27 protein-coding genes and 1 pseudogene are annotated in these 23,393 nt (G+C 42.2%); 12 read left to right on the forward strand and 16 right to left on the reverse strand.

Translation table 11 applies throughout. From position 1 onward, the window contains the following. Positions 1 to 119 (reverse strand): annotated as a pseudogene (locus ACTJKG_RS23805) (glucosamine-6-phosphate deaminase); the annotation flags it as partial. Positions 120 to 302: 183 nt separating this feature from the next. Between ACTJKG_RS23805 and ACTJKG_RS23810 the strand changes: the two are divergent. The 4 genes from ACTJKG_RS23810 (at position 303) to ACTJKG_RS23825 (ending at position 3,791) form a co-directional block, all read left to right on the forward strand. Then, positions 303 to 1,496: an anhydro-N-acetylmuramic acid kinase gene (locus ACTJKG_RS23810; protein ID WP_172337848.1), complete on the forward strand. Its 1,194-nt coding sequence runs from the start codon at positions 303 to 305 to the stop codon at positions 1,494 to 1,496. A gap of 45 nt (positions 1,497 to 1,541) precedes the next feature. After that, positions 1,542 to 1,781, forward strand: coding sequence for a hypothetical protein (locus ACTJKG_RS23815; RefSeq protein WP_172337847.1), 240 nt, complete (start codon positions 1,542 to 1,544; stop codon positions 1,779 to 1,781). Continuing rightward, the gene (locus tag ACTJKG_RS23820; RefSeq protein ID WP_440740586.1) at positions 1,781 to 2,221 is read left to right on the forward strand and encodes a putative toxin-antitoxin system toxin component, PIN family; all 441 of its coding nucleotides are present in this window, start codon (positions 1,781 to 1,783) and stop codon (positions 2,219 to 2,221) included. The genes ACTJKG_RS23815 and ACTJKG_RS23820 overlap by 1 nt, the downstream gene beginning before the upstream one ends. 64 nt (positions 2,222 to 2,285) lie before the next feature. Further along, on the forward strand, positions 2,286 to 3,791 hold the full coding sequence (locus tag ACTJKG_RS23825; RefSeq protein WP_172337845.1) for an NAD(P)H-hydrate dehydratase: 1,506 nt from the start codon (positions 2,286 to 2,288) through the stop codon (positions 3,789 to 3,791). Positions 3,792 to 4,153: 362 nt separating this feature from the next. Here ACTJKG_RS23825 and ACTJKG_RS23830 read toward each other — a convergent pair whose 3' ends face one another. From ACTJKG_RS23830 to ACTJKG_RS23855, 6 genes are all read right to left on the reverse strand, one after another. Next, entirely contained in the window at positions 4,154 to 4,975 is an 822-nt protein-coding gene (locus ACTJKG_RS23830; protein ID WP_172337844.1) for an anti-sigma factor, read from the reverse strand. Positions 4,976 to 4,979: 4 nt separating this feature from the next. Then, positions 4,980 to 5,531, reverse strand: a complete 552-nt coding sequence (locus ACTJKG_RS23835) for an RNA polymerase sigma factor (protein WP_172337843.1) — start codon at positions 5,529 to 5,531, stop codon at positions 4,980 to 4,982. 24 nt (positions 5,532 to 5,555) lie between these two features. Further along, entirely contained in the window at positions 5,556 to 6,440 is an 885-nt protein-coding gene (gene lipA, locus ACTJKG_RS23840) for a lipoyl synthase (protein ID WP_172337842.1), read from the reverse strand. 306 nt (positions 6,441 to 6,746) lie between these two features. Further along, entirely contained in the window at positions 6,747 to 7,076 is a 330-nt protein-coding gene (gene ytxJ, locus ACTJKG_RS23845; protein ID WP_172337841.1) for a bacillithiol system redox-active protein YtxJ, read from the reverse strand. A 248-nt stretch (positions 7,077 to 7,324) separates the two neighbouring features. Further along, positions 7,325 to 7,819, reverse strand: coding sequence for a 6,7-dimethyl-8-ribityllumazine synthase (gene ribH, locus ACTJKG_RS23850; RefSeq protein ID WP_172337840.1), 495 nt, complete (start codon positions 7,817 to 7,819; stop codon positions 7,325 to 7,327). A gap of 133 nt (positions 7,820 to 7,952) precedes the next feature. After that, positions 7,953 to 8,630 (reverse strand): tetratricopeptide repeat protein, encoded by a 678-nt coding sequence (locus ACTJKG_RS23855; protein WP_172337839.1) that lies wholly within the window; start codon positions 8,628 to 8,630, stop codon positions 7,953 to 7,955. 243 nt (positions 8,631 to 8,873) lie between these two features. On the opposite strand from ACTJKG_RS23855, the gene recF reads away from it, so the two are divergent. Further along, complete coding sequence (gene recF, locus ACTJKG_RS23860; RefSeq protein WP_172337838.1) at positions 8,874 to 9,974, forward strand: DNA replication/repair protein RecF; 1,101 nt, start codon at positions 8,874 to 8,876, stop codon at positions 9,972 to 9,974. Continuing rightward, entirely contained in the window at positions 9,967 to 10,257 is a 291-nt protein-coding gene (locus ACTJKG_RS23865; protein ID WP_172337837.1) for a DUF721 domain-containing protein, read from the forward strand. The genes recF and ACTJKG_RS23865 overlap by 8 nt, the downstream gene beginning before the upstream one ends. Here the strand turns inward: ACTJKG_RS23865 and ACTJKG_RS23870 are convergent. Beyond that, on the reverse strand, positions 10,244 to 10,438 hold the full coding sequence (locus ACTJKG_RS23870; RefSeq protein ID WP_172337836.1) for a hypothetical protein: 195 nt from the start codon (positions 10,436 to 10,438) through the stop codon (positions 10,244 to 10,246). The two genes, ACTJKG_RS23865 and ACTJKG_RS23870, sit on opposite strands and share 14 nt — an antisense overlap. A 155-nt stretch (positions 10,439 to 10,593) precedes the next feature. Then, complete coding sequence (locus ACTJKG_RS23875; RefSeq protein WP_440740587.1) at positions 10,594 to 11,013, reverse strand: nucleoside-diphosphate kinase; 420 nt, start codon at positions 11,011 to 11,013, stop codon at positions 10,594 to 10,596. A 256-nt stretch (positions 11,014 to 11,269) separates the two neighbouring features. On the opposite strand from ACTJKG_RS23875, the gene ACTJKG_RS23880 reads away from it, so the two are divergent. From ACTJKG_RS23880 to ACTJKG_RS23900, 5 genes are all read left to right on the forward strand, one after another. Continuing rightward, positions 11,270 to 12,280: a DHH family phosphoesterase gene (locus ACTJKG_RS23880; RefSeq protein ID WP_440740588.1), complete on the forward strand. Its 1,011-nt coding sequence runs from the start codon at positions 11,270 to 11,272 to the stop codon at positions 12,278 to 12,280. Between the two features lie 10 nt (positions 12,281 to 12,290). Further along, positions 12,291 to 13,262: an FKBP-type peptidyl-prolyl cis-trans isomerase gene (locus ACTJKG_RS23885; protein WP_440740589.1), complete on the forward strand. Its 972-nt coding sequence runs from the start codon at positions 12,291 to 12,293 to the stop codon at positions 13,260 to 13,262. Positions 13,263 to 13,322: 60 nt separating this feature from the next. Then, positions 13,323 to 14,309, forward strand: coding sequence for an FKBP-type peptidyl-prolyl cis-trans isomerase (locus ACTJKG_RS23890; protein ID WP_172337832.1), 987 nt, complete (start codon positions 13,323 to 13,325; stop codon positions 14,307 to 14,309). A 110-nt stretch (positions 14,310 to 14,419) separates the two neighbouring features. After that, on the forward strand, positions 14,420 to 15,187 hold the full coding sequence (locus ACTJKG_RS23895; protein WP_172337831.1) for a TatD family hydrolase: 768 nt from the start codon (positions 14,420 to 14,422) through the stop codon (positions 15,185 to 15,187). 42 nt (positions 15,188 to 15,229) lie between these two features. Continuing rightward, positions 15,230 to 16,252: an asparaginase gene (locus tag ACTJKG_RS23900; RefSeq protein ID WP_172337830.1), complete on the forward strand. Its 1,023-nt coding sequence runs from the start codon at positions 15,230 to 15,232 to the stop codon at positions 16,250 to 16,252. A gap of 165 nt (positions 16,253 to 16,417) precedes the next feature. On the opposite strand, the gene ACTJKG_RS23905 is transcribed toward ACTJKG_RS23900, so the two are convergent. Together ACTJKG_RS23905 and ACTJKG_RS23910 are read right to left on the reverse strand one after the other, a co-directional pair. Continuing rightward, on the reverse strand, positions 16,418 to 17,134 hold the full coding sequence (locus ACTJKG_RS23905) for a LytR/AlgR family response regulator transcription factor (RefSeq protein ID WP_172337829.1): 717 nt from the start codon (positions 17,132 to 17,134) through the stop codon (positions 16,418 to 16,420). Continuing rightward, positions 17,131 to 18,159 (reverse strand): sensor histidine kinase, encoded by a 1,029-nt coding sequence (locus ACTJKG_RS23910; protein WP_172337828.1) that lies wholly within the window; start codon positions 18,157 to 18,159, stop codon positions 17,131 to 17,133. The genes ACTJKG_RS23905 and ACTJKG_RS23910 overlap by 4 nt, the downstream gene beginning before the upstream one ends. Before the next feature lie 233 nt (positions 18,160 to 18,392). On the opposite strand from ACTJKG_RS23910, the gene ACTJKG_RS23915 reads away from it, so the two are divergent. Continuing rightward, the gene (locus ACTJKG_RS23915; protein ID WP_440740590.1) at positions 18,393 to 19,205 is read left to right on the forward strand and encodes a DUF3108 domain-containing protein; all 813 of its coding nucleotides are present in this window, start codon (positions 18,393 to 18,395) and stop codon (positions 19,203 to 19,205) included. 60 nt (positions 19,206 to 19,265) lie between these two features. On the opposite strand, the gene ACTJKG_RS23920 is transcribed toward ACTJKG_RS23915, so the two are convergent. The 5 genes from ACTJKG_RS23920 to ACTJKG_RS23940 all read right to left on the reverse strand — a co-directional run bounded on the left by ACTJKG_RS23920 (position 19,266) and on the right by ACTJKG_RS23940 (position 23,381). Continuing rightward, positions 19,266 to 19,460 (reverse strand): hypothetical protein, encoded by a 195-nt coding sequence (locus tag ACTJKG_RS23920; protein ID WP_440740591.1) that lies wholly within the window; start codon positions 19,458 to 19,460, stop codon positions 19,266 to 19,268. Then, positions 19,457 to 19,792: a hypothetical protein gene (locus ACTJKG_RS23925; RefSeq protein WP_440740592.1), complete on the reverse strand. Its 336-nt coding sequence runs from the start codon at positions 19,790 to 19,792 to the stop codon at positions 19,457 to 19,459. Before ACTJKG_RS23925 ends, ACTJKG_RS23920 begins: the two co-directional genes overlap by 4 nt. An 11-nt stretch (positions 19,793 to 19,803) precedes the next feature. Beyond that, positions 19,804 to 20,799 (reverse strand): hypothetical protein, encoded by a 996-nt coding sequence (locus tag ACTJKG_RS23930; protein ID WP_440740593.1) that lies wholly within the window; start codon positions 20,797 to 20,799, stop codon positions 19,804 to 19,806. 35 nt (positions 20,800 to 20,834) lie between these two features. Further along, entirely contained in the window at positions 20,835 to 21,200 is a 366-nt protein-coding gene (locus ACTJKG_RS23935) for a hypothetical protein (protein WP_172337824.1), read from the reverse strand. Positions 21,201 to 21,263: 63 nt separating this feature from the next. Then, a complete protein-coding gene (locus ACTJKG_RS23940; protein WP_440740594.1) occupies positions 21,264 to 23,381 on the reverse strand; it encodes a carboxypeptidase-like regulatory domain-containing protein in 2,118 nt (705 codons plus the stop codon). Positions 23,382 to 23,393 lie beyond the last annotated feature (12 nt).

The raw sequence follows: 23,393 nt of genomic DNA on the forward strand, positions 1-23,393 counted from the left end.
TCACGGATCAGGGCTGCAATGCGGGCGGCTACTGCCAGTGAGGCTTCCTGTTGACTGCCATAAACGCTTACCGGTAGCTTCTCGTACCGGGTCTCTTCCAATAAATTTAATCGGGCCATGTATCAGTATTTATAAGTTTATATGCTTGTTTCAAAACAAATATATCAGATATTTAGGTAGTGAGGGCATTAATTTCTCTTACTTTAATTCGCAAACGTTTGTGTAAAGTCCCTGTCCTTTGGATAAGATCTCTTATTCATTTAACTTTTGCAAAGCCCGGCAACAAATTGTAATTTAATGCCATGTTACCGTTCAATCAAAACCTGCAACAGCTGTTTACTATCGCCCAAAAAGATAAAAAAACGGGTATCGGTTTAATGTCTGGAACGTCGCTTGACGGACTCGATATTGCCTTGTGCAGTTTTACCGGTAGCGGTCTGCAAACCCAATTTAAACTGTTGCAATTTATTACCATACCCTATTCGCAAAGTTTTAAGGACGAGGTACAGCAGGTATTTGCCCGAAAAACGGCCGATCTGGAACAGGTAACTTTACTGAATGCTTTCATTGGCAATTATCATGGCGAACTGGTTTTGGAAGCTTTAGCAGGTTGGGGTATAGATACTACCGCCGTTGATTTTATAGCCAGTCACGGACAAACCATCTACCATGCACCGCAGCGGCTGCATCACCGGGCCAATTACCCGAATGCCACCCTGCAAATTGGCGATGGCGACCATCTTGCGGTAAAAACCGGGATATTAACCATCAGCGATTTCAGGCAGAAGCATATCGCGGCCGGTGGTGAGGGGGCGCCATTAGCTTTATATGGAGATGTGCTGCTGGGTAGTAAACCGGGCGAGAGCCGCATATTGCTCAATATTGGCGGTATCGCTAACCTTACTTATCTGCCTGCCGATGGCGATACCAGTCAGATCTTGTGCACCGATATCGGTCCGGGAAATACGCTGATCGATGCTGCATGCCGTAAGTATTTTAATAAGGCCTATGACCAGGATTCGGCTATTGCCTATAGTGGTAAGGTAAATGAGGATCTGCTCAGGGCATTGCTTAACCATGCTTTTTTTGAAGAAGCTCTCCCAAAAACAACCGGTCCGGAATTGTTTGGATTGGCTTATGTGGAACAGGCGCAGTTGCGCACGGGTACGGAGCACATAAAAAATGAGGACCTGGTAAGTACCTTAAGCATGTTTACCGCGGTGGCCATTGAGCATTTTATCCGTACAAATATTGAAGCGAATGACCTGCATATATTTATAAGCGGTGGCGGTGCCAGAAACCCATTTGTAGTAAACTATCTGAAACAGGCGCTGGCCGATACCCTTATTGCCGATACGGGCAGCCTGGGGATTGACCCCGATGCTAAAGAAGCTATCCTATTTGCCCTGCTGGGTAACGAGGCTTTGTGTGGTGAGCCTATGACCATTGGTAATAATCCAGCGGTGCTGATGGGTAAGTTTAGCTTTGCGGGGTAGACTTGTAAATCAAATTATCACTAATGAATTCGTTATATTTGAATTATGGGAGTAAAGGAATTATCGTCAGATGCTTTAAATGAGCAACAAGTGTTGATGTTGAGACTGCTAAAAAAGCCTCTGCCAGAAGCTGACTTTGCGGAGATCAGGCGTTTGGCCGTGAAATTATTGTCAAGGCGATTGGACCAAACTGTGGACGACTGGGAAAATAAAGAGAATATTACAGAGCAAAGTTATGATGAGCTAAGTAAATCACATTTTCGTGGCCCCTCCAAAAAGCATTAATGAAAATTGTGCCGCGCCAAAAAATATTAATGAAAGTTGTACTTGATTCCAATATACTTCTGGTTGCGATTGGAAAAAGAAGTCGCCACAGACCAATTTGGGATACATTTATAGCTGAAAAATATAACCTGATAGTTGCCGAGGAATTAATATACGAATATGAGGAGATATTACAACGATATTCAGCTCCTGGTGTAGCTGAAATTGTAGTGGATATCTTTGTTGAAGCACCCCAGGTAATATATCAACAAGTTTATTATTCCTGGAATTTAATAGAGCAGGACCCTGATGATAACAAATTTTTTGACATTGCTGTAGCTGCTAATGCTGATTATCTCGTAACCAACGACGTACACTTTAATATCGTTAAAAACCTTGATTTTCCTTCTGTGAAAATTATTTCTGCCGATGAGTTTTTGAACATAGTAAAAGGTTTGTAACCCAATCGAATAAGCTATCTGCTTTTACAAAAACAAAACATATTATTCCTTACTTTAGAATAATATGCTACCATTACTAATTGCCGAACAAATACGCCAGGCTGATGCCTACACCATAGCTCATGAGCCTATCTCGTCCGTTGATCTGATGGAGCGAGCCTCCAAGGCCTTTGTGGGCTGGTTTATCAATCATTTTCCGGATAAAAAACAAACCATCAGCTTTTATTGCGGTACCGGTAATAACGGCGGCGATGGGTTGGCCATTGCGCGTATACTGCATCAGCATCAGTATAAAAAACTAACAGTAAGGATTATTCGTTACAGCGATAAAACCACTGCCGATTTTGATATTAACCTGGAGCGCTTAAAACAAATTGATATCCCGGTAAGCGAAATAAATAAGGGTGATGAGCTACCCGATGAAAACAGCTCGATCATTATCGACGCGCTTTTAGGCAGCGGCCTCAACAAACCCCTTACCGGTGACTATGAACGCCTGGTGAAACACCTCAATGCCCTCAAAAAAACTGTTGTAGCGGTTGATGTACCCACAGGACTTTTTTGCGACGGAGAGATACAGTTGGATTCCACAGCTATTGAAGCCGACCTGGTAATCACTTTTCAGCAACCAAGAATCAATTTTTTGTTGCCCGAATCGGCACCCTATATCCATTGCTGGGAGGCGGTAAATATTGGTATCAACGAAAAGTATGTGCAATCCATCAACTCGAGTTACCGGTTTGTGGAAGAAAAGGATGTAAAGATCTGGCTCAAGCCACGCCGGCATTTTAGCAACAAAGGTACTTATGGGCATACGCTCATCATTGCCGGGAAAGCCAAAACCATGGGAGCGGCTTTGCTCAGCGCTTCGGCGGCTGCTCATGCCGGAGCGGGACTTACAACAGCCTGCGTGCCCGAGAGTGGCCTTACCGCGCTGAATAGCTATCAGCCCGAAATCATGGCCATTGTGCGTAATGAGAGTGAGTTGCCCGGAATTGAATGGGATAAATTTAGTTCGATAGCTATCGGCCCAGGCTTGGGTAAGGATGATGATGCTTTTGTGTTATTATCGGCATTGATCAAAAATCATAAAAAGCCCATCGTTGTTGATGCCGATGCCCTTAATTTACTGGCTGAACATCCTGACTTATTAAAAAAATTACCAGCCGGGAGTATTTTAACACCCCACATGAAAGAGTTTGACCGCCTGTTTGGCGAACATAAAAACTGGTGGCAACGCTTGCAAACAGGTATGGAGCAGGCTAAAAAACTAAATATCCACATCATTTTAAAAAACGATTACACCATAACCTTATCTCCCGAGGGCCGGGCTTACTTTAATTCGTCGGGGAATGCAGCTATGGCGTCGGGCGGTATGGGCGATGTGTTGACGGGAATAATTGCCGCATTGCTGGCACAAAAATACACACCGCTGCAAGCTTGTCTTATTGGTATCTATATACACGGCAAAGCCGGTGATGAATTGGCTTTACCCAATAGGTTAAGTGTGGTTTTACCAGGCAAGCTCATAACCCAATTGCCGCTTACCATGGCCAAATTAATGGCATAAAAAAAACGGTTGCAAGTATTGATACAACCGTTTTTGATTAACTATTAACTGATCTTATAAAGAACTAAATACTCAAATTTATAGGGTTAGATTCATGATATTCATCAGGTTTTTTAATCTAACTACACATAAGACGCACTAAGTACCCCAATAGTTACAAAAAAACAAATATTTCGTTTAGAATTCGGTTAAATAATTGTTAAATAACATGATAAGGTACTGGTTTATTTGCAAAAATAACCTAAAATGACTTAAATAGGGTATAAATTATGTTAAAAATTGTTAAAACTAATTGGAATGGGGGATGACTCCCGGAGACTGTAATATGATATAAATAAGAAAATTGAAGAGGATAAGGTGGATCAGAATTTACCCAAAACCACCATCTGATCCATGGTTGGATTAACGCTGCCGCCTTTTGGTTCCAGAGTTATGGCAAAGGCATCTGCAAGTGCTATTGGCTTCATCTCCTTCATACCGGTCGAATCATTTTTGGCGTCAAAAACACCAAGGTCAACAGGTTTTCCGCCAACTAATGCCCAAAGTTGATATTGGTGATCTTTATCATTCTCGGGCAGTTTGATATTACCCATATCAATCATTACTTTTTTCCTGGCTGCGCTAAAGGCAACCGTTACAACCGAGGCCGGAGTTTTAGCAGTTCCCTGTAATTTTAATAATTTGAACGACGGGTCGCGGAATATCCCCAACTCCCTGTCCATTAAGTTTACACGATTACTAAAGTGTTGATTTTGCAATTGTATAGCTTCCAGTTGGTTGTTGGATTGCTGTAGGCGCGAGTAAACACGTACCAAAGCAACGGTGCTGGCTATTAACAAGGCTAAGCTGGCCGCGAAGGCATATTTATAAAAATTAGTTTCCTTACGGGCAGTTAACTCAACTACTTTGTGATTAACCGGGTGTGGCTTTTCGGGAAAATTGTTATCGTCGCCAAAATTGGTGAGAATGCTGCCCATTACACGGTCGCGTAAGTTTTCTGATGGTTCAACGGCGTTTTTCAGAGCATATGCTTCCAGGGAGCGCTCAATTTCATCCAGTTCCGCTTTCACGGCAGGATGCTTTTGTGCCATCTCTTCTACTTGTAACCTTTCGTCGGGGCTTACATCCCCCAGAACGTAAAGTTCAAGTATTCCTGATTCAATATATGCTCTTATATCTTCCACTACTTCAATTAAAATGTTTTCTGAGTTGCTGGATACCCATTCGCAACCGTGTTTTTATGGTACCCAGCGGAACGCCTAATTCATCGGCAGCTTCCACATGTGTGTAACCTTTAAAATACACCAGATCGATTATTGATTTTTGTTCAGGCCTTAATGTCTCAACCAAATCTTTAACACCCATCAACTCAGGCTTATAAACTGTATTGTTTTGTTCGTCAATAGAATTTACGGTATTTTCAAGTTCCTGGTTTTTGTTCTGATTCTTAAAATCTTTTGATCTGATCTTATCTATAGCCAAATTGCGCGCAATATTTACCATCCAGGTAAATAAGCGGCCTTTTTCTGTGCTATAACTGGAGAAGGAGTGCCAGATTTTTACAAAAGTTTCCTGTAAAACATCTTCGGCAATGGCGGTATCAATAACGATACGTGAAATTACACCGAACAGTGAAGCAGAATACATATCATACAAAGCCTCAATAGCAATTTTTTCATGATTTCTCAATGAAAAAACTAATTGCTCTTCGGTTAGTGATATTTTATGTTTCTTACTCAACAGCGTGAATATATAAAGGAATTATCATATATCAAACAGATGTTTTTCTGCATGATAAGATGAGCGTACCAATGGGCCACTCTCTACGTATTTAAAACCTTTATCTAATCCAAATTGTTTTAACCGGGCAAACTGATCCGGATGGATCCAGTCAATTACCGGGTGGTGGTTACGGGTAGGCTGCAAGTATTGGCCTAAAGTAAGTATATGTACACCTGCGGCCAGCAAATCGTCCATAGCTTCTAAAATATCATCCTCGGTTTCGCCTAAACCCAGCATAATGCCCGATTTGGTGCGTAAACCAGCTTCTGATACATGTTTTAAAGCTTCAAGGCTACGATCATACTTAGCCTGGATGCGTACCTCTTTGGTCAAACGGCGCACGGTTTCCAGATTATGAGATACTACCTCCGGACGAGTTTCCAGCACACGTGCCAGATTATCCCAGTTACCCCTGAAATCGGGCAATAAAGTTTCTAATGTAGTATCAGGGCTTTCGCGGCGTATGGCGTTAATGGTTTCGGCCCAGATAATGGATCCACCATCTTTCAGATCGTCACGGTCAACAGAAGTGATTACACAGTGTTTTACCTGCATCAGTTTTACCGAAGTAGCTACACGGTTAGGCTCATCTATATCAACAGCCAGCGGCCTGCCAGTGGCTACCGCGCAAAACGAGCAAGAGCGGGTGCAAATATTACCCAGTATCATGAAGGTGGCTGTACCAGCTCCCCAGCACTCGCCCATATTGGGGCAATTGCCACTTTCGCAAATGGTATGCAGCTTATGTTCATCAACCAAACTGCGTACATGCGTATACTCTTTTCCAATAGGAAGTTTAACCCTCAGCCAATCAGGCTTACGTTGAGGTTGTTGGTTAACAGCTGGAACTACCGGTAATTCAATCATGGTACAAATGTAGTTAAAAACCAAATAACCCATTGTGGGCTACAATGCAAGTTTTACGAATAAATTATAATAGATATGCAGAAGCAAGGGGCAAGAATAGGGAAACAAGATAAAATACGCCTCATTATTATCATCACGTCATTGCGAGCGTAGCGTGGCAATCCCCAACTATACAGAGTGGCTCTGCTTATCGGGGATTATTAATTTTTTGATTGTTTTTTTATCGGTATTAATGAGCTCCCTCTGGTCGGTTGTCCACGTCGTTCCTCCTCGCAATGACGCGTGGCTGTGTATACTAAGAAAATGCTAATTTAAAACCGATAGTGCTTCGTCAACCGAGATCTGACCGTGTGATTGATCAAGCACGCATTCGCCATCTTTGATCAGCAATAACTGAGGCGATTCGTGATGTACCTGAAAAATGTCGGCTACCTGTTTTGACAGGTCGCGGTAAGTAATCAGATCTAAGAAATAAAGGGGCATATCTTCGGGAAGATCTTCCCAATCCAATTCAAAACGTTTTTTTGCCATCATGCTGATCGAACAGCGGGTGCTATGTTTAAATATCAGGCTGTAACCCTGGTGTTGTTTAATGCTATTCAATTGATCTGCCGACTCCAACGAAATCCAATTCATAAAGATAATGATATAGTGTACAGTGCTATAAGTAAAACTAACTTACAAAATAACACAAAAAACTCCCTGTAGCTTTAAGCGAAAATAAAAAATGACAATTACCTGTTAACGACCGCTTTTTGGATACGAACCATAAGCCGGGCATAATTTGTTGGAGCATGATGAGATTGTGCAACCAACCACCAGGGCTATAAACGCTATGTAAATAATTTTTTTCATCGTATTAATTGATATCGGTTTTACGTTGATCAGCCTTTTAAGGTTTCAGCAAGGTGCGCCATTTTTATAGCGGTAATGGCAGCCTCGTCGCCTTTGTTACCATGTTTACCACCGGCACGGTCAATAGCCTGTTGCTGGTTATCGGTGGTTAGTACACCAAATATAACAGGTTTTGAATATTTTATGGCAACATTACTTACCCCATTTGCCACAGCATCGCAAATAAAATCAAAATGGCGGGTTTCGCCCTGTATCACACAACCCAGGCATATTACTGCTTCCAGGCCACCTTTTTTCAACAACAGATCTGCACCCGAAGTAAGCTCAAAACTGCCGGGTACCGGGTATACAACAATGTTTTCGGGCAGGGCGCCATTATTTACCAGGCTTTGATAAGCGCCCTGGTAAAGTGCATTGGTGATCTCGGCATTCCATTCAGCTACAACAATGCCAAAGCGGTATGGTTGTGCTGATGGTATTTCGGTATTTGAAAAATCTGATAGGTTTTTAAGCTGTGTAGCCATTTTGTTGTAAAGTTAAAATGTTGAAATGTTTTAAAGTTGAGGTGTTACCCTTTTAAACGATTAAAGGTTGTAAAATTACAGAGATTTAGTTCCCATAACCTTACAACCTTTAAGCCTTACAACTTTTAACAAATTAAAGTTTCGCTTCGGCGCGAGCTATATACTCGTCAATATTTTGTGCTTCCGCGCTTTCAGGATATTCTGATTTTATTCTTTTGTAAGCCTCAGTTGCTGATTTATTGTCTTTTTGTTCTTCATAAACCAAGCCCAGTTTCTTTAAGTAAAGTGGCGATAAGAACTTGTTTTTAGCTTTATCAACAGCTTTATTAAATGACGAAGCCGCTTTATCATAGTCTTTCAACTCTACATAAGCATCGCCTGTACTACCCAAAGCTTCGGCAGCTACCATGCTGTCGTCGCCGCGATAGTTGTTCAGGTTATCAATAGCTTTGCGGTATTCGCCTTTGTTCAAATAAGCGGTACCTAAGTAAAAATAAGCCAGGTTAGCAGCTTTGGTGTTGCTGTAATCGGTAATGATTTTTTCAAAACCCGGGTAGCTGGCATCGCCTTTAATAGCTTTGTCCCAATCTTTTTTAGCCCAAAAATCCTGCGCAACATGCATCTGATCGGCGGCCTGAATCTCGCGAGGGCCCAAATATAATTTCAGATATAAAAGATAAATAGCAATAAGGGCAATGATGGCCCCACCTATAAATAATAGGCTTTTTTGATTCTCGCGCACGAAATTTCCGCTTTGCCCTAAATTACTTTCTGGTGCTGCAGCTTTGGTGTTCGCCTGGGTTTTTGACATTGTTGTTCTAAAATTAAGTGTGCAAAGTTACAGTTTTCAAAATTTCTGGCAATAGCTTTTGTATTAAATCTTTATGGGAGTGGTTTATTAGTTCACTTGTTCATCAATTCATTGGTTTTGATGGTATAAAAAGACATGGATTTGTATTAACCGGCTATGAAAATAAAATCCAATTTAGGCAAACTAATGAACTCATGATACAAGTGAACTAATGAACTAATTCCCTAACTTTGCCTCCCCATTATGTATTTGCAGCAACTGTCAGTTATCAATTTTAAAAATTACCAGGAGGCCGAGCTTGTGTTTAGCGCGGGGGTGAATGCCTTTACCGGTAACAACGGTGCCGGCAAAACCAACCTGTTGGATGCTATTCATTACCTGTCGTTATGTAAAAGTTATTTTAACCCTATCGACAGTCAGCAAATAAAACAGGACGAGGACTTTTTTATCATTACGGGAATATTCAACAAAAACGAGCGAGCCGAAGCAGTGGCCTGTTCTGTTAAACGGAATCAAAAAAAGCAGTTTAAACGCAACAAAAAAGATTATCAGCGACTGGCCGATCATATCGGATTGCTGCCCTTGGTCATGATCTCGCCCTATGATACCAGCATTATTACCGAAGGCAGCGAGGAACGCCGTAAGTTTATTGATAACGTGATATCCCAAACCGATAATCATTACCTGGATGAGCTGATCACTTATAATAAGGTATTGGTTAACCGTAACGCGCTGCTGAAATTGATTGCCGATACCGGCCGGTATGACCCCAGCTTATTAGAGGTGCTTGATGAACAGCTGGCGAATTCAGGCAACCGTATATTTGAAAGGCGTAAAGCTTTTATGGAAAGCTTTACCGCTATTTTTAACAGTCATTACGGTTTTTTAAGTGACGGAGCCGAGCATGTTGACCTGGTTTATGAATCACAACTGTTGCAGGACGATTTTACGGCTTTGCTAAAAAAGAATGTGGAACGCGACCGGGCACTTGAACGTACCACTACAGGCATACATAAAGACGATCTGCAATTCGGCATACATGGTATGTCAATGAAAAAATTTGGATCGCAGGGACAGCAAAAATCATTTTTAATAGCGCTTAAACTGGCGCAGTATACATTTTTGTATCAGCAAAAAGGATTTAAACCCTTATTGTTGCTGGATGATATTTTTGATAAGCTGGATGATGAGCGCGTTACCAAGCTGATGAAAATGGTATCCAATAATGATTTTGGGCAAGTGTTTATTACTGACACCAGCGTAAACAGGGTGCAGGATATTTTCAATAAAATAAACGTCGAGGTAAAACTATTTAAAGTAACAGGAGGGGCAATTGATGCGTAAAGCTAATGATAAATCGTTAAAAGAGGCCATAGACCAAATGCTGAACGTTTATAAAATTAAACGACGCTTTGACGAAACTGCTGTTGTGGCCGCCTGGCCCGAATTGGTGGGTAAGCCTGTGGCTAATCGTACCAAAGAATTATTTATCCGCGATAAAAAATTGTTTTTGCGCATCGAATCGTCGGTGATCAAAAATGAGCTCATGATGATGCGTGCCCAGATCATGGATAAGATAAATGAAAAAGCGAACGGGATATTGGTTGAAGAAGTTATTTTTCTTTAGAAAAACGAAATTTGTGTTTTACACCAATATCATCATTGATCATGGAGTAAGCAAAAATGAATATACCCGGAATGATAAAAGCCAGCTGAACCTCGGGGTGGGCTTTATATAACAAAATAGAAGCTGCTGCCAGGCACACAACGAGCAACAGGTATATGATACATTTCAGAAATAGTTTCATACAGTATAGCTTTAAAAATTACCAGGGTTAATAATTAAGGGTAAAGAAAATAATAACCCTGTAAGGTAAATCTACAAAACATATACCAAAAGCAAACAAAAAAATAACATTTACCGGCGTAATTAACCGAATTACACCGGTAAGTTACCTAAAAGTTAAAATCTTTCGAAAGCCGAAAAGAAAAAGTTGCCTTCTATATCGGCATTCTCATCAGAGTCAGACCCGTGAACAGCATTCGCGTCGATTGATTTGGCGAACAGGTTGCGGATAGTTCCTTCTTCTGCTTTAGCCGGATCGGTGACACCAATCAATTTACGGAAATCTTCGATAGCGTTATCTTTTTCTAAAATAGCAGCTACGATAGGGCCAGATGACATGAAGTTAACCAGTGCGCTATAAAAAGGACGTTCTTTATGCACTTCATAAAACTGACCAGCTTTCTCCGGGCTCAGTGAGGTATATTTAAGAGCGATGATCTTAAAGCCGCTCTTCGTGATCTTGTCTATAATCGCACCAATGTGGCCGTTTGCTACCGCATCAGGCTTAATCATGGTAAAAGTTCTGTTGGTTTTCATTGAAATTATTTGTTTTAATTAATTAGTATCAAGTAGTTAGTATCAAGTATCAAGATTTTCTGCAAACTATTAATGCCGCTTTTAGAAACTGTCTTGATACTTGATACTAATTACTTGATACCATGAGTTGCATTTTTGCTTTTTAAAATTGGCGCAAAAATAGGTTTTTACATCTGTAACATAAAGTGTTTTGAATTAAATTAGATGGTTTGTATTTAATTTATTTATTTAGCTTTGCAACTCTTTTTTAAAATTGATGTTAGACTTAGCTTCGCTTAAAAAACTTTTAGCACAGCCTCAAAAAATAGTGATCACTACCCATCATAAACCTGATGGTGATGCGATGGGCTCGTCGTTAGGGCTATATAATTATCTGATACAACAAGGCCACCATGCCAAAGTGATCACGCCTACCGATTACCCTAATTTTTTGAGCTGGATGCCTGGTAACGAAGAGGTTATTATTTATACCGAACAGTTGGAGCAGTCTGCGACACTCATTGCAGATGCTGATATCATATTTTGCCTTGATTTTAATGCATTAAGCAGGATTAATCAAATGGGCGAACTGGTAGGTGCAAGCAGTGCTTACAAAATCATGATCGACCATCACCTGGAACCCGAGGATTTTGACGACTACCGCCACTGGAACATCAATGCCTGTGCTACTGCTCAGCTTATTTATGATTTTATTGTAAATGAACTGCAGCATCCCGGACTGGTTAATAAAGATGTAGCTACCTGTTTATATACAGGTATCATGACCGATTCGGCATCGTTCAGGTTACCAAATACCACCTCAACTGTACACCGTATAGTAGCCGACCTAATTGACGCGGGCGCGGTTAACTGGCGTATACATGAGTTGGTTTATAACAGCGCATCCGAAAACAGACTCCGGTTCCTGGGGCATTGCCTGGCCAATTGCCTGGAAGTACTGCCAGAGTACAATACTGCTATTATCGCGGTAAACAAAGCCGATCTGGAAAAATACGAAGTAGATACCGGCGATACCGAGGGTATAGTAAACTATGCCTTATCCATGGCCAGCATACGCCTGGCTGCGTTTATTGTAGAGCGGCGCGACAGGGTTAAACTTTCTTTACGCTCCAAGGGCGAATTTCCTGCAAATGAAATATGTAAAAAGTATTTTAGCGGCGGCGGACACCGCAACGCGGCAGGTGGGCATTCTGAACACAGCCTGGAGCAGGTTATACAAGAATTCAAACAAATATTACCAGAATATAAAAAACTATTAATACAGTAAAAAACTAAACATGAAAAGAAAATTGATGTTATTGTCTCTTGCGGCTATAGGTTTAGCGAGTTGCAACGGTGGATTTAAGCAGGGCGATGGTGGCTTGCTTTATAATATTCACACTTCTAAGGGTGGTGCCAAAATTAAAGATGGAGACTTTATAAGTCTTAACATGGTACAGAAAACCGACGGCGACTCTATACTGAACAGCACTTATGAAAACGGCCAAACAATAAAAACCCCTATGCCTACCAAAGAACAGGCAAAAGGCGACTTGCTTATTGCAGGCGTAAGGATGTTAGGTGAAGGAGATAGTGCAACATTTAAAATAGCAGCCGATTCCATATTTAAAAAAGGTCAGCCGCGCCCTCAGAATTTTAAAAGCAAATACCTGGTGTTTGTAGTGAAAATTGAAAAAGTAATAGCCAAAGGCAATCTTAATCAACAGGTTTTTGAAGGCCGTGTAAGAGATTATATTAAATCTTTGAGCGAGGCCGTGAAAAATCAGGAACCAGCCAAGATTAAAAAATATATTGCCGATCATCACCTTACCGTGAGCAAAACTGCATCAGGCTTGCAATACGTGATCACTACTCCGGGTACTGGTGATAAACCAGCAGTTGGTGATACCGCTGTAGTAAACTATACCGGCAAATTAACTACCGGTAAAGTATTTGATACCAGTATTAAAGAAGAGGCTACCAAAGCAAAAATACCTGTTGACCCTATGCGTCAGTTTGCACCTATCCGTATTCCGGTTGGCCAGGCCAAAGTAATACCAGGTTGGGACGAAGGCTTGCAATTGTTAAACAAAGGTGCTAAGGCGATATTCATCGTTCCATCTGATTTGGCTTATAAAGATCAGGGAGTCGGCCCAATTGGCCCGTACTCTCCGCTGGTGTTTGAAATAGAGATGGTTAACGTAGTTAAACCAAATCCAAATGCACCAAAACCAGTTGTACCGCAGTTAACTCCGCCACCAGCTAAATAATTTAAAGAAATTGAATATGGCCTTTTTGCCCGCGGGCAAAAAGGCTTTTTTTTGTTGCTTATGAAACGTACTATTTATATCCTGCTGCCTTTACTGGCCTTATTTACCATAAGCGCGAGTGCTCAGCAAACAACCGATCTGAAGAAAACAGCCAATGGCGCGCTGTATAAAATATTTACCAACAATGCCGGTCCAAAGGCAAAGCTAAATGATGTAATCACTTTTAACTTTGTTCAAACTACAGATAAGGATTCGGTATTATACAGCACTTATAAATCGGGCAAGCCGGTACAGGCCCAGATACAGGCTTCACAAAACGTAGGCGACCTGATGGATATTTTTCCGTTGCTGGCCGCTAAAGACAGCGCCCTGGTTAAAGTACCTACCGATTCTGTTTTTAAAGGACATGAAGAGGCCCGCCCGCCGTTTTTTCCGAAAGGCAGTTATTTAACCTTTGTGCTTAAGATTGAGAAAATACAATCATTGAATGAAGCTATTGTGGAGCGGAATGCCGAAGGACAGAAACGAAAAGATAAAGAACTAACCGATGCCAACAACTATTTAGCTGCTAATAAGATAAATGCCATTCCAACTGGCTCTGGCTTAAGATATGTGATTACCAAACCCTCTGTAAAGCGTAAACCCTTATCTGGCGATACAGTTATGGTAAATTACACCGGCCGTATATTGAATGGCAAAGTATTTGACTCCAGCATCGAGGCCGAGGCTAAAAGTGCCGGTTTGGATCAGCCGGGACGCAAATATGAGCCAATAAGTGTAGTGCTTGGCCAGCAGCAGGTAATACCTGGTTGGGACGAGGCTCTGCTTTTACTCAACGAGGGTTCAAAAGCAAAACTGATCATCCCATCGAGCCTGGCTTATGGTGATAGAGGTGCAGGTCAGGATATACCCCCATACACTACATTGATATTTGATGTGGAACTGGTACGGGTTAAACCAGGTAAACATGCCCCGGCTAAAACTGGTGTAGTTAGCCCTGCCAAAAAACGCGTTTACAAAAAACCGCTCACTAAAAAGACAAATTAGTGAGTTGTGAATGGTGAGTAGTGAGTTGGGAAAAATAGCAGGTAAGTTAGATAAATCCTGAAAATTCACCACTCACTTCTCACCATTCTCCTGTTTACTATATTTGCACTATGGTATTAACAGACACGCATACCCATTTATATTACGAAACCATTGCCGATAAGCGCGCGGCACTCATGGAGCGTTGTATCGATAACAACATCAGCCGCTTGTTTCTACCCAATGTCGATAGGGAATCCGTGGCGATGGTGTTTGACCTGGTAAAAGCGTATCCCGATCAATGTTTCCCCATGCTGGGCCTGCACCCCTGCTCGGTAAAAGAAAACTGGCAGCAGGAACTTCAGGATATCCGCGATGCCCATCAACAGCATAAAATTTTTGCCATCGGCGAAATCGGTATTGATCTGTATTGGGATAAAACTACGCTGAATGATCAGATAGAAGCCTTTCGCCAGCAGATCAATTGGGCAAAAAGCCTTAAACTGCCTATTGTTATTCACTGCCGTGATGCCTTTAATGAAGTATATGAAGTACTGCAGCAGGAGCAGGACGAGGATTTGCGCGGGGTGTTCCACTGCTTTACCGGTACGCTGGAGCAGGCTCAAAAAGTAACGGCCCTGGGCTTTTACCTGGGTATAGGCGGAGTGGTTACTTATAAAAATTCGGGTTTAGATAAAGTTGTGGCCGAAATTGACCTTCAACATGTAGTTTTAGAAACAGATTCTCCGTACCTTACGCCCGTTCCGTTCCGCGGCAAGCCTAATGAAAGTTCATACCTGATCTACATTGCACAAAAAGTGGCGGAGCTGCACCAAATAGCTATAGATACGGTGGCCGAAATAACCACCGAAAATTCGAAAAAGCTGTTTGGTATTTAACAACATTTATTTATTGAATTTTATACAGCATACACATATTTCATGAGCCAGATACTGATCATCTATACCGGAGGGACAATTGGAATGATGACCGATCCTGTGACCAAAGTACTTAAACCTATTAATTTTGAACAGATCATGGACAATGTTCCGGAGCTGGAAAAATTAAATTGCCGCATTAAAGTTCACTCTTTTGATGAGATCATTGATTCATCAAACATGAACCCAGCTATCTGGAGCGAGCTGGCCGGACTTATCCAGTCAAACTATCATGATAACGATGGCTTTGTGATATTACATGGCTCTGATACCATGGCTTATACCGCATCGGCCTTAAGCTTTATGCTCGAAAACCTGGGCAAACCCATCATATTTACCGGTTCGCAATTACCTATAAGTGCTATACGTACTGATGCTAAGGAAAATCTGATGACAGCGATTGAAATTGCCAAATCAAAAAAAGGCGACCGTGCGCGCGTACCCGAAGTTTGTATCTACTTTGATTATAAATTGTTCCGCGGTAACCGGGCATTTAAATATAATTCTTCCAAATTCGAGGCATTCCGTTCGCCTAATTACCCTATACTGGCCGAGTCTGGAGTTCACCTGCGTTTTAGCGCCAACGATATCAGGCACCCGCAGGAGGGTACCGAGCTCATTATCCACAACAACCTGGTAAGCGATGTTGCCGTGTTAAAATTATACCCGGGCATCGGCACTAAGGTGGTTGAAACCATTTTGAATTCTGAAGTACGCGGTATTGTGATGGAAACATTCGGCGCCGGGAATACGACTACGGATGAATGGTTCATCAGCCTGCTCAAAGGCGCTATTGATAGCGGCAAAGTGATTGTTGATATTTCTCAGTGTAAGGTGGGCACAGTTGAACTGGGGCGTTACGAAACCAGCCGTGCATTGAAAGATATTGGTGTGGCCAATGGCTATGACATGACCTTTGAATCGGCCGTAACCAAAATGATGTACCTGCTGGGCATGTTTGATGACCCGGCACAGGTGAAATATTATATGGAGCTTGATTTAAGAGGAGAGATCACGGTATCGTAAGGGGTGAGTAGTAAGTAGTGAGTTCTGAGTAAAGAAGAATTACCATCACGTTATTGCGAGCGCAGCGTGGCAATCCCTAACTATACAGAGTAAATCTGCGAAGCCGTCCTGTTAATCGGGGATTGCCACGCTCGCAATGACGTGCTGGAGAACAAATTCCTCATCTCAAAATATCCTTTGATTAATAACCGCCATAAAGCCATCTTTAAACTTTTCGCTTACGGGGATATGCTTATCGCCAATGTAGATATGGTTGTCCTGGATCTTGTTAAGTTGTTTGGTATTAACGATGTAGGAGTTATGTACCCGAACAAACGGAACGGTAAGCTGCTCTTCGATATCTTTTAACCGACGATAGATCAACAGTTGATCGGTATGGGTAACCACCCTAACGTATTCCTTTTCGCCTTCAAAATACAGGATATGCTCCAATAGGATTTTGCGCAGCACTTTGCCCGATTTTACAAAAAAATACTCCTGGTCGGTTTGTGCAGGCAGTGGCGCAGCCACGGGAGCTTTGCCGAAACTGGCTTCTATTTTTTGCTGGGCAGCCAAAAAACGTTTCAGTGTAATGGGTTTCAGCAGATAATCAATTGTTTTAAACGTGTAGCTTTCGGCGGCAAATTCGGAGTAGGCTGTAGTGAAAACAATTTTGGTGTCGGATGGTAATAAACCGGCAAGCTCCATCCCGCTCAAATGGGGCATGTTAATATCTAAAAATATAAAATCAACCTTGTGTTTGTTCTCCTTTAAAAAGGCAAGCGCCTCCAGGCCATTATAGCATTTGGTTAAAAGCTGCCACTGCGTAGTTTGCCCAATCAGCATTTCCAGCAGTTTTACCGCGTTGGGTTCATCATCAATAATAATACAACTTAAATTCACGCTAAAGGAATCTTTAAAAAAGCGGTAAATGATTGTTCGTTCTTATGCGTATCCAACTCAAAATTGTTTTGGTAAAGCAAGGTAAGTCTTTTACGCAAATTAGTTATACCAAAACCATTGCTGCCATTTTGCTTCGGTTTGTCATATATCCGGTTTACGGTTTCAAACATCAGGTAATTATCCTCCTGAACCAGCGAAATTTTGATGCAATTATCAAGGCTCGATTTATCAATACCATGTTTAAAAATGTTCTCTACAAAAGTCATCAGCAACATAGGCGGGATGCGGAGATCGGGATTAAACTGCTTCACAAAAGTAAGCTGCACCTCATGGCGGATGCGTATCTTTTCCAGCTCCAGATAATTCTCCAAAAATTTAACCTCGGTATTGATAGAAACCTCATCCAGTGGGCTTTCATCTAAAAAATACCGCATAATGTCCGATAGACGCTCTATCAGGGCCGCCGTGCGGGGGGCTTCCCGGTAAGCTTCGTAATAAATATTGTTCAACGTATTGAACAAAAAATGAGGTTGTACCTGCGATTTGAGCAGGTTAAGTTCGGCCTGGCTTTTTTGCACCAGAATCTCTTCGGTTTGCTGCTTTAATTTAAAGTACGCGATGGCAATACGGAATATAAAACTAAGCGCGAATATCAATCCTCCGCTCAAAACAAATTTTAATAAAGCTGGCAGTGTCAGCGGTTCGGCTTGTCCGGCCTTGGCAAAGTAAGTATTATAAACAAGGGTGCTTACATAGCCGCGCCCTACCCCGGTAAGCACCAATAATACCAGCGCCAGTAGGCCATACAAAACATACCTGCGGGTTTCATAGAAACGGGGGTATAAAAAACGGATGTTTCCGTATATAATGATCACATAATAAACAATATATATGTTGGTATAAAACGCCCCTTCTTTAAAACCATCCATAGACGAGAAAGACAGGAAGAGTATAATATAAACAGAGATCCAGACCAACCACTGGAGCTGGGTAATAGTAGCCTTACCCTTAAACACTTGCATCATGCCTAAAATTACAAAGGTTTTTTGGTGTTCTGCTTTTTTTTCAACGGTTATGCGGCTTTATTCAACTAACCTGGAGCGATGCTCAATAGATTGATCAGTAGCGGTTTGGTTGAAAGTATGCCATGCTTGGTTAAAAATAGGCCAAGGGCAGTTGAAATGATTTTTGTCGCTAGTTTATAAACAACAGCTTTGATCATTACATAGTAATAAACTTTTTCCTTAACAATTGAATCATGAGAACTGATTGCTCCGTCTTTAAATTTATAATTACCACTTTGGCGCTGTTATGGGCTTTAATGGGCAATTTAAAACCGGTATGGGCACAAGCAGATACCATACGGGTAGCCGACAAAAGACTCCTGACACAGGTACTGAAACCAGGTAACCGGCAATACCTGGTGTATTTTCAAATGCTGAACAACAAAAAGAGCCTGCGCTTCTGGTATTGGATGCGTAATACGGCTAGCGAAAACCGCAATGGCGAAAAGGTGTTCACCATAAACCAACATTGGTTTGGCAGCGATACGTTAGCTTACCGGTCCGTATATTCGGTTAACAGAACTGCCGATTTCGCACCGATTTACCACGCGGAAACCATTAACAATAAGACAAAAGCCTATAACTGGGCGCCTGATAAAATTACCGGAGCTGATAGTGTAAAAGATAATACGGCCAAAAACTTTTCACTGGCTTTTAAGCGCCCCAATTTTAACTGGAACCTGGATATCGAAACCTTTGAAATGCTCCCTTTGGCCGCGGGCAAAACTTTTGTTATCAATTTTTATGATGCAGGTTTAGCACCACCCGAATATGTAACTTACAAAGTAACAGGGAGTGAAATATTAAGTACCTTAAATAACGACAAGGTTGATTGCTGGAAGCTTTTTACCGAAAGCGAATACCAGGGTAAGCACTATACCGAAACCTATTGGATAAGCAAAAAAGGACACGAGTTTTTACGGGAGGAGGACACTTTTGACGGGGGATATCGTTACAAGATCAAACTCCCTTTAATGACACCCGACCTGATGAAAAGGTTTAGATGATAAACAACAAAGCCCTCTCTGTTGGAAAGGGCTTTTAAGTAAGGTTTAGGATAAATAATTCTAAAGGCCGTATGCCACACGGATCGTCGCGGTACCAAAATTAAAACCCTGCTGGATGAAATGCTCATACCCGATGCCTGTATCCCATGATTTGGATGCGAAACCGATGCTTGGTGACAGGATTAGTTTAACAGGGCCACCAGGAGTTTCAAAACCGGCACCGGCTTCAGCGGCCCAGTAAAAGCCTGAACTCATAAATGACTTAATGCCGACTTTAACCGGAATAATACCCATATCATCGGGTTGGGTAAAACCAAAGCCGGGGATCTCCTGTTTTTTGCAGAGAAGTTATAGTAACCTGATGTAAAGGTGAGTGCCAATGAATTGCTCAAACCATATTGAGCACGTAATGTGCCGCCCAGTTCAAAGTTGCTGTACTTTTTAATGGTACCGGTGGGTAAACCGGCCTCAGCGCCAAGGCTCCAGCGCCATTTACCTTTTTCTGTTGTTTGGGCGTAACTGTGTGAAGCAAAGAAAGCTCCTGCAATTAATAATGCGCTTAAAAAATAACCGAATTTGTGTTTCATAATGATGGTGTTTAGTTCAGCTTAAAATGGTATCCTAATTTAAGTGTAAGGGTATTGGGTATCCGGTCACTGCTGTAATGGTCATATCTGGTGCCAATATCCAATCCGTTTTTAAATCGCAAACCTAATGAGGGAGTGTATACAAAAGAGGTTACACGGGATGTAATACCCACACCAGCTTCACCACCAATGTAAAACTGATCGCCTAAAAATAAACGCAACCCCGCTTTAATCGGTACCACATTCTTTATTGCCGGGTCCAATGTGAAATTATAAGTGCCAGGTGCTGTAAAGCTGCTGTAGTAACCGTAGGGGTAGGTTTTAAAAAAATGCATGTAACCAACCGAGGCTGTAGCTTCGAGGTTATCTATCAGGTGCCTGTTTAAGCTAACCTCGGTACCCATAACAAATTCAGATGAACCGGCCACTAAACCCGGATTAAGGGCTAAGCCTAAGTCCCAACCCTCCAGGCTGTTTGTTTTTTTGTGTGGGGCAAGTTTGCGGGTGCCAAAGCCATAGCCCAATCTGAGCCCGATGCTTTTGGTGGATTTGTCTTTGGTATAATCTTCATATTTTACGCTTAGGTCTATACCATTTTTAAAAGCCAGGCCAACAGAGGGTGACCAGAGGAATGAAGTACCCCATTGTTCAAAAGCGAGGCCGGCCCCGGCTTCGCCGCCCAGATAAAAGTTATTTGTTACAAAATACTTAACACCTGCTTTAACCGGGATCACGTTGTAGGGGCTGCCGTACTGCGGGAAGCCATCAAAATGGTCCTTTTCAAAAAAATGGGTAAAGCCGGTGGTAAGCGTCGCGGCAAAATGTTTATCAATATCTTTCTCCAGTCTGATATCGCCGCCGAGCGTGTATTTAAATGCATCTGTAGGCGCTAAACCAGCATCGATGCCAAAGCTTAAACGCCAGCTGTTGTCTGTTTGCGCCCTTGCTATGGGGCCGCATAACATCAATAGCAAAAAAAGTGATGATAAGCAAAATTTAATCTTCATGTGATATAATTATAATTTGTGTGTGTGCAGAAAGGTTAGTCGGCCGGTAAAAAATCAAGGGCTTTTTTTATAGTCAGCAGGCTTGTACCAAAGGCCAGTTCGGCCGCCTGTTGCTGGCTTTTAAGCAGGTATGATATAAATATCACTATGCAAAAAACGCTCAGGAGGCTCAATAAAAAGAATTTAAGGGTTCGGGTATCGGTATAAGTTAGCTCTTGTGGTTTTTGATCGTGGCGCAGTCGGTTGATATTGCTTTTAAGCAATACCAGTGAAAAAAGCAAAACCAGGGTTAATACTTTTGGTAATTCCTGCCATATCAATAAACTGTAGATGATGATCAGTGTGCCTATCAGTAAAAAGATCATCAGTAAAGCAATAATTGTTTCGCGCACTCTTTCCATATTGTTGTTTGAGATTGTGACAACAACTATGGTATTTACCCCTACGCTGATGGCTGAATATTTTTATTTACTTAGTTTAAGGCGATACCCCAGGCGCAGGGCAAATTGTTTGTAATTAGATTGCAGGCCATAATCTTCAAATGTAAAGCTGGTCTCCAATCCCCTCCGGAAACTGAACCCTGCAGATACAGCATACATGAGCGACCGGTAGGGTTTAGTGGCCGCCTCATAAGGATAGATGCCACTATAAGCGGTTTGGTTAAACAGGCCGAATGCTTCGCCCACCTCGCCGCCTATAAAAAACGAACTGCCGGTTTTTAGCCTCACGCCAGCTTTAACAGGGATGAGCCTGATAGGTTGCGGGCCAAGGTAGCTTTCCTGGCCAAAAGAAGTATAACCCACCGTAAAAGTACCGGCAATATGCTCGCCAAGATCGCGCATGGTAAACAATTCGGTGCCATATACCGCTTTTTGCGGGTCCCAGCCTATGCCGGCGGTAGCGCCACCTCCCAGATACCAGGCATCGGAATTATCTACCTCCTTAAGGGAACGTTTAAAAACCGAATTAAACGCGATACCAACCTCCCAGCCAACCCAGTTTTTACTTGTGTGATCTGGAGGGATGCCAACAACATCTTCGGCTTTGGGAAGATGATTGATGTTTTTATATCCGGACACATGAAAAGCGATACTATTGATGTAACGGTTAAAAGTTGGTCCGGCAACCAGGCTGATGTTTTTTGAAAGCTGCACATTGAATAATAGTTTACCCTGTAGTAAATGGCTATCCCAGGTGCCATTGTCATTAACAAAATGAAAGGCGGCTTCTGTAGAAACGTATACTTTATTGTTCAGCATAAAATCATGACCTAAGCCAAAGCCACCCATATATAGTTTACTAGCAGGAGCCAAGTTAACACCTATCAACACGTCAGTATAAAAATTATGCGTACCTGTTTTAAGGGATATATTGGTGTTGGTTAAATCATTGGCTGATAAAGTAACTCTGTAGAAACCATTGCCGATAACGTTAACCAGTCCAATGCTGGCCCCGTAAGAAGTATCGACACGGTTAACCAGGCCTATCTGTATCCCTTTAAGTTTGTGGGCTTCATTATCAAGGGCTGCTATCTGCAGGCCCGATACCTGGCTTTCGGCTTTGTTGATAAAACCGGCAAACTGTACGCCTTTAACGGTATCGAGCGCACGGTTATGTACGCCTGCGGCTTGTAAACCGGTAACCGTACCGCCTACCAGGTTAAAAACACCGGCCAGCTGCAGATACCTGGAGTTCATTCGGTTGATGTTGAACAACCCTCCAAATTCCAGTCCGTTAACCCCGGCAGTATAACCGCCCACCAGGTTAAGGGAAAATTTGTTAACCACCTGTGGACTAAACAAACCATGTGAGCTCAAACCGGGTGTAAGTGATACCTGGAAGGGACGTTTGGCAAAAAAATCGGGTATGTTGAGGCTCTGGATCCGCTGTTTGGCCGAGATGAAAAAGCGGGCTGCTCCGGTTCTTTCTACGTTACGGCTGTTATTGGCGGCCCGATCATGGTCGGATGGTTGTTGCCTGCTGCTTACAGATACACTTTGTAGGAAATTGATGGAAGTATCTTTATAATCCAGTTTACTCGCTGTCAGGCTGATCTGCCCGGGGTTATCGGCCCTAAACCGGAGCTGAAAATAGCCATGTTCATCGGTAAGGGTTGAGGCTAGTTGTTGCTTGGCGTATACACTTACATTGGCCAGGCGGGCGCCGCTCCGTTCATCGACCACCAGGCCGCTGATGGAATAGCTATTGTTTTCGTTGGTAATATCGGTATTGTTGAACGAGAGATTTGGTCGGGGTGGAGCGATAACGATATGATATTTGAGTTCTGTGATTTCATACCTGTTGTGAAACAGCAAGATAAGGATGCCGGCCACCGTTTGGTTGGTTACAGTAAAGGTTACCAGGCTGTCTTTGGGGAGCAGTTTATCATTGTATGCAAAGTAAAAGCCACCTTTTTTGCCTACCTCCTGTAATACATCGGCTATACGAGCGTGATCAAAACTGGCTGATATCCTTTTTACCAACAAACTTTGCGCCTGCGCAAACATACTGCCGGTTATCAGTAAAATAACCGGCAGTATTAATTTGACGAATTTAGGTAGCGACGTATACGTTATTATCATTAGCCGAAGCCG

This window comes from Mucilaginibacter sp. 22184, assembly GCF_052045695.1.
Taxonomy (GTDB): Bacteria; Bacteroidota; Bacteroidia; order Sphingobacteriales; family Sphingobacteriaceae; genus Mucilaginibacter.

Bases quoted from the DNA above. Each gene is read 5' to 3' on its own strand.
- ribH (WP_172337840.1), bottom strand. From the start codon at position 7,819: ATGGCTACACAGCTTAAAAACCTATCAGATTTTTCAAATACCGAAATA.
- recF (WP_172337838.1), top strand. From the start codon at position 8,874: ATGTATTTGCAGCAACTGTCAGTTATCAATTTTAAAAATTACCAGGAG.
- ACTJKG_RS23940 (WP_440740594.1), bottom strand. From the start codon at position 23,381: ATGATAATAACGTATACGTCGCTACCTAAATTCGTCAAATTAATACTG.
- ACTJKG_RS23825 (WP_172337845.1), top strand. From the start codon at position 2,286: ATGCTACCATTACTAATTGCCGAACAAATACGCCAGGCTGATGCCTAC.
- ACTJKG_RS23910 (WP_172337828.1), bottom strand. From the start codon at position 18,159: ATGATGCAAGTGTTTAAGGGTAAGGCTACTATTACCCAGCTCCAGTGG.
- ACTJKG_RS23815 (WP_172337847.1), top strand. From the start codon at position 1,542: ATGGGAGTAAAGGAATTATCGTCAGATGCTTTAAATGAGCAACAAGTG.
- ACTJKG_RS23935 (WP_172337824.1), bottom strand. From the start codon at position 21,200: ATGGAAAGAGTGCGCGAAACAATTATTGCTTTACTGATGATCTTTTTA.
- ACTJKG_RS23890 (WP_172337832.1), top strand. From the start codon at position 13,323: ATGAAACGTACTATTTATATCCTGCTGCCTTTACTGGCCTTATTTACC.
- ACTJKG_RS23880 (WP_440740588.1), top strand. From the start codon at position 11,270: ATGTTAGACTTAGCTTCGCTTAAAAAACTTTTAGCACAGCCTCAAAAA.
- ACTJKG_RS23870 (WP_172337836.1), bottom strand. From the start codon at position 10,438: ATGAAACTATTTCTGAAATGTATCATATACCTGTTGCTCGTTGTGTGC.
- ytxJ (WP_172337841.1), bottom strand. From the start codon at position 7,076: ATGAATTGGATTTCGTTGGAGTCGGCAGATCAATTGAATAGCATTAAA.
- ACTJKG_RS23920 (WP_440740591.1), bottom strand. From the start codon at position 19,460: ATGAGTTCAGGCTTTTACTGGGCCGCTGAAGCCGGTGCCGGTTTTGAA.
- ACTJKG_RS23915 (WP_440740590.1), top strand. From the start codon at position 18,393: ATGAGAACTGATTGCTCCGTCTTTAAATTTATAATTACCACTTTGGCG.
- ACTJKG_RS23855 (WP_172337839.1), bottom strand. From the start codon at position 8,630: ATGTCAAAAACCCAGGCGAACACCAAAGCTGCAGCACCAGAAAGTAAT.
- ACTJKG_RS23820 (WP_440740586.1), top strand. From the start codon at position 1,781: ATGAAAATTGTGCCGCGCCAAAAAATATTAATGAAAGTTGTACTTGAT.
- ACTJKG_RS23930 (WP_440740593.1), bottom strand. From the start codon at position 20,799: ATGAAGATTAAATTTTGCTTATCATCACTTTTTTTGCTATTGATGTTA.
- ACTJKG_RS23875 (WP_440740587.1), bottom strand. From the start codon at position 11,013: ATGAAAACCAACAGAACTTTTACCATGATTAAGCCTGATGCGGTAGCA.
- ACTJKG_RS23885 (WP_440740589.1), top strand. From the start codon at position 12,291: ATGAAAAGAAAATTGATGTTATTGTCTCTTGCGGCTATAGGTTTAGCG.
- ACTJKG_RS23810 (WP_172337848.1), top strand. From the start codon at position 303: ATGTTACCGTTCAATCAAAACCTGCAACAGCTGTTTACTATCGCCCAA.
- ACTJKG_RS23865 (WP_172337837.1), top strand. From the start codon at position 9,967: ATGCGTAAAGCTAATGATAAATCGTTAAAAGAGGCCATAGACCAAATG.
- ACTJKG_RS23900 (WP_172337830.1), top strand. From the start codon at position 15,230: ATGAGCCAGATACTGATCATCTATACCGGAGGGACAATTGGAATGATG.
- ACTJKG_RS23925 (WP_440740592.1), bottom strand. From the start codon at position 19,792: ATGAAACACAAATTCGGTTATTTTTTAAGCGCATTATTAATTGCAGGA.
- lipA (WP_172337842.1), bottom strand. From the start codon at position 6,440: ATGATTGAATTACCGGTAGTTCCAGCTGTTAACCAACAACCTCAACGT.
- ACTJKG_RS23895 (WP_172337831.1), top strand. From the start codon at position 14,420: ATGGTATTAACAGACACGCATACCCATTTATATTACGAAACCATTGCC.